The organism is Streptococcus parasanguinis, assembly GCF_001073155.1.
GTDB classification, from domain to species: Bacteria; Bacillota; Bacilli; order Lactobacillales; family Streptococcaceae; genus Streptococcus; species Streptococcus parasanguinis_D.
Map to the genome: position 1 here is coordinate 80,504 of NZ_JVEE01000046.1, position 11,565 is coordinate 92,068.

The window sequence follows — 11,565 nt, forward strand, 5'->3', positions numbered from 1 at the left end:
TCTCCTCACAATTTACGGTAAGATTACTCTTACAGGGGGTTATCCTCAATGAGGACGCCTATTCTTGTTCATGTTTCAGATTCGACTACTCTCTATTCGGTCTCCTCCTCCTTCAATCTACTATTTTGTTTTCTCATTTTAAGGCTGCGACAAAGCGCTCTGTAATCTCTTTTGGTCGGGTAATGGCGCCACCTACGACGATACCACGAACCCCGAGATCATGGATTTTCTTGGCCTGATCAGGGTAGTGGATCTTGCCTTCTGCGATGACATCTACTCCTGCTTGGCAGAGACTATGGATCAGTTTAAAATCTGGACCATCAACCTTTGGACTGTAGTCCGTATAGCCCGAAAGGGTCGTTCCGACAAAGTCCACTCCCGCTTCGACAGCTGTCAATCCTTCTTCCAGAGTCGAAATATCAGCCATCAAGAGTTGGTCTGGATATTTCTCTTTGACTTGATGGATAAAGTCACTAATCGAAAGCCCATCATGACGCGACCGCTTGGTACAATCAAGCGCAATAACCGCGATTTCCAAAGCTGCCAGCTCATCGACTTCTTTCATGGTAGCCGTGATAAAGGGTTCTTCCGGTGGGTAGTCACGCTTGATAATCCCAATGATCGGCAACTTGGTCACTTCCTTGATTTCCTTGATATCCCGGACACTATTGGCTCGGATTCCGACAGCTCCACCCTGCTCAGCCGCTTTGACCAAGAGAGGAATGACTCCTCCTGCTTCTGTATAGAGCGGTTCATGAGGGAGAGCTTGACAAGAAACAATGATGCCATCTTTGATTTGTTCAATCAGTTCATCTTTTGTAATCTTTGACATAACTCCTTCTCCTTTGATAATAAGGCAACTCGAGTACTTGTAAATTGATTATAATCTATTTTTAAAGCGCTTACAATATTAATCGTGCAATCGGATTATAGTTTCACATTTTAGGGCAAAATAAAAAGATCTCTGAAACTAGTTTCAGAGATCTAACACATGGTGATTCCCTAGGCCATCTTTTGAGTCGCTTTTTCCTTTACGACAAATACAAAGCCGATAGAACCGACGACGGCTCCAAGCAAGATCCAATAGACCATATCCGATGAAGCCATTGGGCCCGCCAAGAGACCTGCTAATAAAAAGAGATTGATATACAGTCGGGTATCCCGATAAAAGGTCCAATTGAAGTGGTAGCTACCTTCTGGATACTGACGTGTCGATACAGCTGGTTGAAAGACCTGAAGAAGGATCAAAATCCCAACAAAAGCAAGATAAGCCAGGCTAACTACCGAAAGCGGAGACCGCATCGTCAAAGCTACAGCCGCTAAAAGCAAGACCAAGATCCAGAAATGGAAGTCCATCCAGAATTCACGATGATAACAAAACCGTTTCATAAGATCACACCTTTCTCTTTATGTAATCGTTTTCTGCACTTATATTATAAGACTATAATAGGCTATTTACAAGAAATATGAAGTGAAAATTATAATTTATACATGATAATTTCATCCTCCTGTAATAGTTATAATTATCTTCCCTACCTAATTATTATTCCCACTTCACCTTCAATAACAATGGTATCACTTTAAAAATAAAATGGACATGACATAAATGTCACGTCCTCATTTTTTAAAATGTTTTTCCATTTCTTTTTTTATTTTATTTTCAAGATCAAATTCGCCAAATGAATGAGCGCAAACCATTGCTTGGTGATAAAATACTTTTGCCTTTTCTATGTCTTTTTCCACGTAGAATGCATAGGTTCCTTTCATCATATCTATACCCGGCTTTTGTTGAAAATATTGAGTTTCTTGTACCAATTTATCCAATTCATCTATATATGGACCCAACTGCTCATAATCTTCATCTTGATATAAAATAGAAGTCATCGCTATTAAATTTCTGGTTATTAAATATAGGCTCGTTTTATCAGATGAATCTTTGGTAGCAATCATTTTATCAACTAAAACCATAGCATCTCTTTTATCCTTGGCTCTCGCGAGACATTTGAACAAAAATAATTTGATGATTAATAGATCATTTTGAGAAAATTCTTTTTTAGTCATCAATTGCCCAAAATATTCCTCAATCAAATTTTCTCCATATTCAGCTTTCTCAGTTGAAAAAACATTTAACGCTGCATCTACAGCTTCAATAGCAACTTGTTCCTCTTCTGGTAAATCTTCAAAATACGATTCGTAAATCTCATCAAAATAAGATTCCTTTAGTCTTATCCGTTCTTCATCCCCATATGTCATAAAATGAGTAACTAGAAATTTCAATTCTAGATATCTACGAGGCAATACCGCTTTTTCATGATCTACAATATTCGACACTGGAATACCCAACATATTCGCAATATATTCTAATTTTTTTAAGCTAGGCAAAGACTCTCCCTTTTCAATACGTACTAACTGACGAACTGTTAATTCACTTTCATCATTACAAAGTACTTCTCTCGTCATCCCCTTTTCTTCTCTTAATCGTCTTAGTTTTTTCCCAATTTCACTTTTTATATCTCTCATCTCTTAATCCTCTGAAAAAGGGCTAGAAGTTACCTCCCAGCCCTACTAAAAAAACTATGAACAAACATTAGTTGCCACTTCATTCACTGATATCATTTTCGATAATGACCTTGAGTGCATGGCTTTCACCTACATGTTTAAAGACATCATAGGCTTTTTTTAACTTCTGAGAGTTTGAAGTAGTGGGTGATGAGCTTGATCCAGCAGTTGCAGATTGCCTGCAGATACATAGGTTGCAGCTTTCATAAGCGACTCCTTTTTGTTGGTTTGATAAAACCATGTTCTGTATATTTCTTTGTGATATTATAACATATAGAGTAAGCGTTTACAATGGTTCGAAGCATATTTTAAAAAGTTTTTTGAGCAAACAAAAACATTCCTCTTATCTCTACCAGAGGAATGTTTCAATCACCTTGTTCTAATTGTTGACGTTGCTTGTAGTACTCTTGCTGTTCGCGCTCACGCTCTTCTTCTAAGCGCTCTTCATAGCGCTTGAGTTCTGCCTCAAACTCTTCTTGCAAGGCAAATAAACGCTCCAAGCCACTTTGGGCCTCCGCACTTGGCGCTTGAAAATGCAGAGCACTTAGCCAGTCCACTAAATTTTCTGTATGTTGGCGGACATCCATACGCATATCCGCATAATCCCACTCCAACTCGCTCAGTTTCTGGTTGAAGCGGTAATGTCGATCTTCTAGTTGTTCTAATTCACTATTTCCTGAATGGTACATCACATACCTCCCTTAATCGGACTCAATAAAATCGGCTTCTTCACTGATTTCAGTGCTATTTCTACCGCGTCCGCTGCTCCTCCTGTAAATCCATCTTTCAAATCACTAACCAGGGTCGTTGTAGCAAAAGAGCGCATCTTTTCGGATTGACCGCCCAAGGTTACCTGCAAACTCATCCCTTCCAACATCATCAAGGCTTTTTGCGTTGCAATCAAACTTCGGATCGCAATCCGCTCTTGCTCCTTTTTAATCTCTCGATGGAGCTCCTCAATTCGTTCTCTGTCCTCTCCCAGGATCTCTAACATTTTTTTCTCCTACTTATGAAAAATCAAAGGCCGTCGCTTGTCCCTTGTCCAAGTCCACCAATTGAGCTGATGCAGCCTCCAACTGACCCGCCAAATCTGACAAGCGAGTAGAGTAGGCCTTTGCTTGGGCGAGGTTCTCCGCCTCTACTGCTTGGTCCCAACAAGTATCCATGGAGAACTCCCCTAATAGTTGCTCCACTTCTGCGTCTGTTAAAAATTGAGCCATACTGTGGGCCATTTGAGACACCTCAGCGACTTTATGGGAAACCATCTCCTTGGCCTCTTCCAGTTTATCCTTGACCTCTGCCTCAAAGACAGTGGCTTGCGCTGAAGCATTCTGTGCTACTGCCAGCACCAATTCCTCCCGCAATTGAATAGTCTGGGTCCCAGATGCTCCTGCCAGTTGCTGATGGAGACTAGAAATACTAGACGAATGCCCACTACTTTGACCAGGCCTTTCCTGCCCATACATGGAGACCACCGAAGCAGATGATGGCTGATTTTCTGAAGTGGAAGTTCCCTGATCTCGTTGGGGCATGTCAATAATTTTCTGTGCCTGATCTTGTCTTCCTTGCACTTCACCTTCTAACTCCATATGAGATGGCCTCCTTTCTAAGTTCCTTATTATTTGTTTCCTATAACTGAAAAGCTATCATAACCCTTCAACTACAAGCAGATTCACACATTATAGGGTAACATAAATTAGCTCGCAATGCTATAAAAATAGCACAGATTTTTGAAAAAAGTCTAATTTTCTATGAAAGAAAGAGAATTCCAACTCTAAATCGCCAAGATAAAGTCGATTTTACAATTTCCATAGTCAGCATAAAATTTGAAAATACCATCAAAAATCCCCCCACTCGAAAGAGTAGGGGGTAGCTGATAAACATCAGTTGTTCTCTAGTGTCTTATTTACGACGTCCTGGACGTTCCTTGTAACCATAGTAAGCATCTTCGATGATTTCTTGCATATGGTCTACCATTGGAAGACGTGGGTTAGCTGGTGAACATTGATCTTCATAAGCAAGGAAGGCCAATTCACGAGAATGTTTCTTCCATTCTTTTTCATCGATGCCTTGTGCTTTGAAGTTCATTTCGATACCACAGCGTTCACCGAGTTCGTATACAGCTTTTGCGTAAGCTTCAACGGCTTCTTCTGGAGTAGAGCATGGAAGTCCTAGCATACGAGCGATATCTTGGTATTTTTCATCTGCACGGTAGTAGTTGTACTTAGGCCATGTAGCTGTCTTGGCTGGGCGTGTACCGTTGTAGCGGATAACGTATGGAAGCAAGATGGCATTGGTCCGTCCGTGGATGGTGTGGAATTGCGCACCGATCTTGTGGGCCATTGAGTGAGAAATACCGAGGAAGGCATTGGCGAAGGCCATACCTGCGATGGTTGACGCATTGTGCATCTTTTCGCGTGAATGGAAGTCCGCATTCTTGACTGAGCTTTCCAAGTTTTCAAAGACAAGTTTAATAGCTTGAAGAGCAAGACCATCTGTGAAATCGCTAGCCATTTGTGATACGTAAGCTTCTGTCGCGTGCGTCAAGACGTCCATACCAGTGTCTGCTGCAACAGATCCTGGAACTGTCAATACCAAGGCAGGGTCTACGATGGCAACTGTTGGAGTCAATGAGTAGTCTGCGATTGGGTATTTACGATTGTTGGCTTTATCAGAGATAACGGCAAATGGAGTTACTTCAGATCCTGTACCAGATGTTGTTGGGATCGCAATAAATTTAGTCTTCTTACCAAGCAATGGGAACTTGAAGGCACGTTTACGGATATCCATGAATTTTTGTACCAAGTCACGGAAGTCCACTTCTGGTTGTTCGTAGAAGAGCCACATTACTTTGGCCGCATCCATTGGTGATCCACCACCGAGAGCAATGATCGTATCTGGTTTGAAGGCACGCATGATCTCTGTACCACGTTCAACAGTTGTGATATCTGGATCTGGTTCTACGTCTGCAAAGATTTGGTAAACCACCTTGTTGCGACGAAGGTCAAGCTGTTCGATGATACGATCAAGGAAACCAAGCTCTACCATAGCGTGGTCTGTAACGATCATGACACGTTCAACGTCACGACATTTTTGTAGGTATTCAATTGAATCACGTTCAAAGTATGTTTTTGAAGGAAGTTTCATCCATTGCATGTTATTTCTCCGGCGTCCGACTTTTTTGATATTCAAGAGGTTGATGGCACTAACGTTGTCCCCAACAGAGTTGCGTCCGTAAGAACCACATCCAAGTGTTAATGATGGCAAGAAGGCATTGTAAACATCCCCGATACCACCGAAAGTCGAAGGAGAGTTGCAGATCACACGAATAGCTTTAACTGCTTTACCAAATTCTTTGGTCAATTCTTCATCAGCAGTATGGATGGCTGCTGAGTGACCAAGACCGTTGAATTCAACCATTTGGCGAGCTTTGTTAATTCCGTCTTCACGGCTTTCAGATTTCAAGACAGCGATGACTGGTGACAATTTTTCACGAGTCAACGGTTCTTTTTCGCCAACTTCTTTACATTCTGCCGCAAGGATATTGGTTCCTTCTGGTACAGAGAAGCCAGCTTGTTCAGCGATCCATGCTGCTGGTTTCCCAACGATGTCCGCATTCAATTTCGCACCCGCACAGTTTTTGCTGTTGGCTTTTACACCAAAGCAGAACTCTTCAAGAAGGGCTTTTTCTTTTTTGTTAACGAAGTAAGTGTGGTAAGATTTGAATTCTTCAACAAACTCATCGTAGATTTCTTTATCGATGATAACCGCTTGTTCAGACGCACAGACCATACCATTGTCAAATGATTTAGACATGACGATATCGTGTGCTGCTTGGCGGATATTGGCTGATTTTTCAACGTAAGCAGGAACGTTTCCGGCACCTACCCCAAGAGCTGGTTTTCCACAAGAATAAGCGGCTTTTACCATCGCGTTACCACCGGTCGCAAGGATGGTCGCAACTCCTTCATGGTTCATAAGGGCACTAGTTGCTTCCATAGAAGGTTGGGTAATCCATTGCACACAGTTCTCAGGTGCTCCAGCTGCAATTGCCGCATCGCGTACGATTTGTGCCGCATGAGCAGATGATTCTTGAGCAGATGGGTGGAAGGCAAAGACGATAGGGTTCCGTGTTTTCAATGAAATCAAGGCTTTAAAGATTGCTGTTGAAGTTGGGTTGGTTGTAGGTGTGATCCCGCAGACAACTCCGACTGGCTCAGCAATCAAAGTTAAACCAGTGACGTCATCTTCTGAAATGACACCAACTGTTTTGGTGTGACGCATGTTATTTACTACGTGTTCACAAGCGAACAAGTTCTTAGTCGCCTTGTCTTCAAAGACACCACGACCAGTTTCTTCATAAGCATGAAGAGCGAGCTCACCGTGTGCGTCAAGAGCAGCCACAGATGCTTTCGCTACAATGTAGTCCACTTGCTCCTGGTTCAATTTGCGCATCTCTTCAAGCGCCACAAGCGCTTTTTGCACCAACTCGTCTACATGCTTTTCAGCAGCGAGTTTCTTTTCTTCAGGTGAGAGAGTTTTTTTATCAGCCATTTGATGCTTTCCTCCAATGTTTGAAACCCTTATCCTTTTCTAGAACTTTTTCATGTTTTCGGAAATTTTCAAGAATAGTGTAAGAAATTTCGATTTGTTAATTATTTCACAATATAATTGTACTCTATTTTGAGATTTTTGTAAACACTTCCAAGCAACTTTCACAAAGATTTTTTTGAAGTTTGTGAAAATTTTATCAATCCTATTGCTGTGAAAGCAATTATCTAGCAAAATTGTGAAAAAATAATTAAAAAAATTTTTTCTTCACAAAGTGATATTTTCAATTGATTTTTGTAAGCGTTTTCTTAATCTTACTAAAAAAAGCAGCTTTTTACAAGTAAAAAGTTGCTTTTTGTTTTATTTTGTTAGGATTTGTTTTGTTTCAGTTTCAGAGAAGCATTTTTACTTCTTAACTGGACCTTTTTCAGCCTTGTCAAGAGCTTCTTTGACTGTTTGAGCATAGAGTTCTCCACCATTGGTTTCCATATTGAAGTGAACAGAGTCTGTTCCCACCCAAATATTTGGATTTTCAATTGCTACTTGGTACCAGTCCGCAATGGTGATATAGTCGTATTTCTTAGCTAGTTCCAACTCATAAAGTCGGGTTTGAACCGATTCACTGGACTGATCGTTGGCATATCGACCATCATATGGTGTCACAAGGATCAAGCGACGGCCTTTTGGAAGTTTTTCAACGTACTGATCCAGCAACTCTTTGTAGTTGCTCACGGTATTAGTTCCTAGAGCAATGACTACATTTTTTAGGAGAACTTTATTGGAGATATCGGTCTCAAAGACCTTCATTCCATTTTCCAACTGACGGCTCACCACTGCATCGATCTGGATGCCCGGGATCGCTTTGGTTAGGTAGTCCTGCGCTCGCAAGTTAACCGAATCACCAATCATGGTCACACCATTTGAGACGTTATAGTCTGTTGCAGTTGCATTGTCCACCTGCGTCCGTGTAACCTGCATTTTGCTGTCTGCTTGATTGAGCCCACTCACCACCAAACTCTCATCAAAAGCTCCGACGGTTGGTGCAAAGGCGGAGATTCCGACCATCAAGAGAGCCAGTGGAATCATGAGGTAAAAGATCGGCTTGGTCAAAAAACTGAGATCCATCTTCATACCAAAGACCCGAGGTTCCTTGCCTGCAATGGTTGGCTCCAAAATATAGAAGGACAGAGCCGTTAGAATCAAGGAAACGATCGTCGTCACAAGGGCTGCCATCATATTTCCCAAATGTTGAGAGAAGATGATAAAGAAAGGCCAGTGGAAAAGATAGACACCATAACTGGTATCTGCCAAGAAATTGAGGATGGCTGGTTCTTTTTTATCTGGCGTCTTCTCATGGAGAATGCGGGCCGACAGAATCATGGCACAAGCTGCGATTGTCGCTGCTAAAAAGCCAAACAGATAGGTCCACAAGCTATCAAATGGCAAGAAAAGACTGAGCACAAACAAGAAGGCAAAGCTTCCACCCAAGACCGATAAGGTCTTTTTCATGCTCCAAGACTGCACCAGCTTTGTAAAGTTCGGGCTGACATTGGCAATCCCTGTCACCGTTGCTAGGCATGATCCTGCAAAGAAGGGGAAGATGTGAGTGAAGCTAGAAAAATAGATGGTAGAGAAATTGGCTGTCAGAAAGGCACGGATGAACATGGACAAGAAGGGGAAGAGAAAGAGCCCGCTGGATGCCAGGAAGAGCATACCTCGGTATTTCCCAACCGTCTTAGCCCGCTTAGCCAAGAACCATGCCAAAAGTGCCCAGAGCACATAGTAATGCACTTCTAGGGCCAAACTCCAGGTATGAAGGAAGAGATGTGGAATGAAGTTACTTTCGTAACTACCACCCGTTGCCATCTCAAAGAAATTGGTCACAAAACCGAAGACCGCCGCAATCTGAGTCCCAATACCAGCCACATAGTCCCGTTGGACCATAAAGGTAAAGGGCATCACGACCAAGACCATAAAGACAAGGGGTGGTACGATCCGGTAAAAGCGCCGTTTCAAGAATGCCAGGTAGTCGATTCCTTGCTTGCGCGCAAATTCATCGATCAAGAGCGCTGTAATCAAAAATCCTGAGAAGGTGAAGAAAATATCTACCCCAATGAAGCCTCCAGGAAAGGCTTTTTGGAAGAAATGGTAAAGCAATACCAATAAGAGTCCTGTAACACGGACTAGTGAAAACCATTTAATGCGCATTTTGATAAATCCCCTGCTTGAATGTTCCTTTGTATACGACGTTGGCTTCTGTGGTTAAGGTGCCTTTGCCCTCCGGCTGGCCGTTGACAAACTGCCCTTCATAGGTCCATCCATCCTTAGACTTGAACTTTCCATAACCACTAAAAGTGCCGTTGACGAGGTTACCTGTATAGGTATCCCCATTTTTAAAGGTGACGGTTCCCTTGCCATTCATCTTGCCACGGACCAAACTTCCGTCGTAACGGATCGCCCCCTTGTCCAAGGTCAAGACGCCCTGACCTGGAATGGCTGAAAGGAAAACCAGCAAAGCAGATAGAATAATCACGACTAATGCTGCTATTTCTAAATTTTTTCGCGTCAGATAGACCTTATAAGTCTCATAAAATTCTTTCATATTCTGTATTCTCTCACATATCAAACTCTTAAGAAGTTGCTAACTGATCTAACCAAGCCTTACAGCCACTCAGGACTCTGGAATAGGTCTCCTCAAAATCACCGGTATACCACGGATCTGGCACACTTTCAGCAGCAAAAAGATGAATCTTGTATTCTGTTCCTGCAGGAGCCATTCGCTTCAGATCTGCTACATTGTTTTCGTCCATCCCTAGGATCAAATCAAAGTTGTAAAAATCCTCTTCCTTGATCTGTAAGGAAGTCTTAGCCGGATTATACGGGACCTGGTGTTGTTGAAAGATTTTCTGGGTTCCCCGATGGATGGGATTGCCGTGTTCCCAGCTAGAGGTGGCCCGACTTTCAATCTCATACTGATCCGTCAAGTCCTTCATGACAAACTCCGCCATGGGGCTCCGACAAATATTTCCTAAGCAGACAAAGACGATTTTTTTCATGATTCCACCTAACTCCTTGTTCGGACTGCCCAACCTAGCTGAGCTCTTGGCTTTCCACTATGGAAAACCAGCATACTATTACTATTATAACAAAAATGTGACAGAAAGATGACAAAGTGGCTCCATCATTTTAAAGAAAAATCAGATTCCTTTTTCAAATCTGATCTGTTTTTCTATTTTGGAAAACGAACCTCTAATGGAGGCCATTTACTCTGCCAATCCTTCTTTTTCATCCGCTCTGTATAAACCGCTAAACGCTCTGGGCTGGCTAAAAAATGTGGAGTCGGCTGAACGATGAAGTCTTCGATATCCTTTGTCCCATAAGGGAGAAAGAGCTCTAGCTGACCATCTTTCCTTAGGCGAACTGCAAGTGCCGTACACTGCTCGGGGTATTTGGAAACCGCATCACAGGCACTGCGATATGGAGCTGTCCCCGGGCTATGCTGGTGCATGTAGACTTGATTTTTCACTTCCCAAGCGTACTGGGGATAGGTCTTCTTTAATTCCTGCTCGATCTGCAGAGTCTCCTCATAACTGATCGTAGGGTCATAAAAGACCAGATCCAGATCTGTCGTCGCATCAAACCCTGGTCTGCCAGAAAGCTGGTTCCAGACGAAATTGCGCACCGCGCCCGCTGCTAACCAGGCATCTGCCAAGTCTAGATCTCGAATAACGGCCAAGACAGTCATCATCTCCGGATCCGCTTGGATCTGTTCTACTATTGTTTCTTCCGTCAGCATCTTCTTCTAGTCTCCATTATAGGGATAGCCCAGGTGTTCATAAGCTTTGCGGGTCGCCACGCGCCCTGTCCGGGTCCGCATGATAAAGCCTTTTTGAATCAAGTAAGGCTCATACATGTCCTCAACGGTCTCTCGCTCTTCAGCAATATTGACCGATAGAGTCCCAAGCCCGACCGGGCCACCGCCGTACATCTCAATCATGGTGCGCAGGATCTTTTGATCGACATAGTCCAGCCCTTCATGGTCCACATCTAGCATAGAGAGAGCCTTGTCCGTGATGGTATCGTCAATCAAGCCATCGCCCATGATCTGAGCAAAATCGCGCACCCGTTTGAGCAAACGGTTGGCAATCCGAGGGGTCCCCCGACTACGAAGAGAAAGCTCTTCGGCAGCCTCGTGGGTAATTTCCATCTCAAAGATCTCGGCGGTCCGCTCGACAATCTCTGTCAAATCATCTTGCTCATAGTATTCCATGTGCCCCGTAATCCCAAAGCGAGCACGCAAGGGATTGGACAGCATACCAGCTCGGGTCGTCGCCCCAATCAAGGTGAAAGGAGGAAGGTCCAAATGGACACTCCGGCTGCTCTCCCCAGCGCCAATCATGATGTCGATGTAAAAATCTTCCATGGCGCTGTAAAGCACTTCTTCGACTGACATAG

The 11,565-nt window shown here is 43.1% G+C and carries 12 protein-coding genes and 1 pseudogene; all 13 read right to left on the reverse strand.

The genetic code is table 11. The annotated features are described in order from the left end of the window. Positions 1 to 133 precede the first annotated feature (133 nt). Positions 134 to 832: an N-acetylmannosamine-6-phosphate 2-epimerase gene (locus ADH92_RS08765; RefSeq protein ID WP_049498133.1), complete on the reverse strand. Its 699-nt coding sequence runs from the start codon at positions 830 to 832 to the stop codon at positions 134 to 136. Between the two features lie 170 nt (positions 833 to 1,002). Then, positions 1,003 to 1,389 carry a hypothetical protein gene (locus tag ADH92_RS08770; protein ID WP_049498134.1) on the reverse strand — a complete coding sequence of 129 codons (387 nt, stop codon included), beginning with the start codon at positions 1,387 to 1,389 and terminating at the stop codon, positions 1,003 to 1,005. A gap of 228 nt (positions 1,390 to 1,617) precedes the next feature. Further along, entirely contained in the window at positions 1,618 to 2,520 is a 903-nt protein-coding gene (locus ADH92_RS08775) for a helix-turn-helix domain-containing protein (RefSeq protein ID WP_049498135.1), read from the reverse strand. Between the two features lie 79 nt (positions 2,521 to 2,599). Then, positions 2,600 to 2,717: pseudogene (locus tag ADH92_RS10685) on the reverse strand (alcohol dehydrogenase); the annotation flags it as partial. A 207-nt stretch (positions 2,718 to 2,924) separates the two neighbouring features. Further along, the gene (locus ADH92_RS08780; RefSeq protein WP_003009394.1) at positions 2,925 to 3,248 is read right to left on the reverse strand and encodes a hypothetical protein; all 324 of its coding nucleotides are present in this window, start codon (positions 3,246 to 3,248) and stop codon (positions 2,925 to 2,927) included. Then, positions 3,248 to 3,553 (reverse strand): hypothetical protein, encoded by a 306-nt coding sequence (locus ADH92_RS08785; protein WP_049498136.1) that lies wholly within the window; start codon positions 3,551 to 3,553, stop codon positions 3,248 to 3,250. The genes ADH92_RS08780 and ADH92_RS08785 overlap by 1 nt, the downstream gene beginning before the upstream one ends. A 13-nt stretch (positions 3,554 to 3,566) precedes the next feature. Then, entirely contained in the window at positions 3,567 to 4,148 is a 582-nt protein-coding gene (locus ADH92_RS08790; RefSeq protein ID WP_014712637.1) for a hypothetical protein, read from the reverse strand. A gap of 313 nt (positions 4,149 to 4,461) precedes the next feature. Beyond that, positions 4,462 to 7,113: a bifunctional acetaldehyde-CoA/alcohol dehydrogenase gene (gene adhE, locus ADH92_RS08795; protein WP_021154214.1), complete on the reverse strand. Its 2,652-nt coding sequence runs from the start codon at positions 7,111 to 7,113 to the stop codon at positions 4,462 to 4,464. A 402-nt stretch (positions 7,114 to 7,515) separates the two neighbouring features. Further along, positions 7,516 to 9,318, reverse strand: a complete 1,803-nt coding sequence (locus ADH92_RS08800) for an acyltransferase family protein (protein ID WP_049498137.1) — start codon at positions 9,316 to 9,318, stop codon at positions 7,516 to 7,518. Beyond that, positions 9,308 to 9,712, reverse strand: a complete 405-nt coding sequence (locus ADH92_RS08805) for an MORN repeat-containing protein (protein WP_049498138.1) — start codon at positions 9,710 to 9,712, stop codon at positions 9,308 to 9,310. The genes ADH92_RS08800 and ADH92_RS08805 overlap by 11 nt, the downstream gene beginning before the upstream one ends. Positions 9,713 to 9,740: 28 nt before the next feature. Then, positions 9,741 to 10,166 carry a low molecular weight protein-tyrosine-phosphatase gene (locus ADH92_RS08810; protein ID WP_049498139.1) on the reverse strand — a complete coding sequence of 142 codons (426 nt, stop codon included), beginning with the start codon at positions 10,164 to 10,166 and terminating at the stop codon, positions 9,741 to 9,743. Positions 10,167 to 10,339: 173 nt separating this feature from the next. Further along, positions 10,340 to 10,906 (reverse strand): nucleotidyltransferase family protein, encoded by a 567-nt coding sequence (locus tag ADH92_RS08815; protein ID WP_049498140.1) that lies wholly within the window; start codon positions 10,904 to 10,906, stop codon positions 10,340 to 10,342. Positions 10,907 to 10,912: 6 nt separating this feature from the next. Continuing rightward, a partial coding sequence (gene ruvB, locus ADH92_RS08820; protein WP_049498141.1) for a Holliday junction branch migration DNA helicase RuvB occupies positions 10,913 to 11,565 on the reverse strand: 653 nt, incomplete at its 5' end.

What these genes read in the sequence shown, in the direction of transcription:
- ADH92_RS08765 (WP_049498133.1), bottom strand. Translation starts at nt 832, where the DNA reads ATGTCAAAGATTACAAAAGATGAACTGATTGAACAAATCAAAGATGGC.
- ADH92_RS08770 (WP_049498134.1), bottom strand. Translation starts at nt 1,389, where the DNA reads ATGAAACGGTTTTGTTATCATCGTGAATTCTGGATGGACTTCCATTTC.
- ADH92_RS08775 (WP_049498135.1), bottom strand. Translation starts at nt 2,520, where the DNA reads ATGAGAGATATAAAAAGTGAAATTGGGAAAAAACTAAGACGATTAAGA.
- ADH92_RS08780 (WP_003009394.1), bottom strand. Translation starts at nt 3,248, where the DNA reads ATGTACCATTCAGGAAATAGTGAATTAGAACAACTAGAAGATCGACAT.
- ADH92_RS08785 (WP_049498136.1), bottom strand. Translation starts at nt 3,553, where the DNA reads ATGTTAGAGATCCTGGGAGAGGACAGAGAACGAATTGAGGAGCTCCAT.
- ADH92_RS08790 (WP_014712637.1), bottom strand. Translation starts at nt 4,148, where the DNA reads ATGGAGTTAGAAGGTGAAGTGCAAGGAAGACAAGATCAGGCACAGAAA.
- adhE (WP_021154214.1), bottom strand. Translation starts at nt 7,113, where the DNA reads ATGGCTGATAAAAAAACTCTCTCACCTGAAGAAAAGAAACTCGCTGCT.
- ADH92_RS08800 (WP_049498137.1), bottom strand. Translation starts at nt 9,318, where the DNA reads ATGCGCATTAAATGGTTTTCACTAGTCCGTGTTACAGGACTCTTATTG.
- ADH92_RS08805 (WP_049498138.1), bottom strand. Translation starts at nt 9,712, where the DNA reads ATGAAAGAATTTTATGAGACTTATAAGGTCTATCTGACGCGAAAAAAT.
- ADH92_RS08810 (WP_049498139.1), bottom strand. Translation starts at nt 10,166, where the DNA reads ATGAAAAAAATCGTCTTTGTCTGCTTAGGAAATATTTGTCGGAGCCCC.
- ADH92_RS08815 (WP_049498140.1), bottom strand. Translation starts at nt 10,906, where the DNA reads ATGCTGACGGAAGAAACAATAGTAGAACAGATCCAAGCGGATCCGGAG.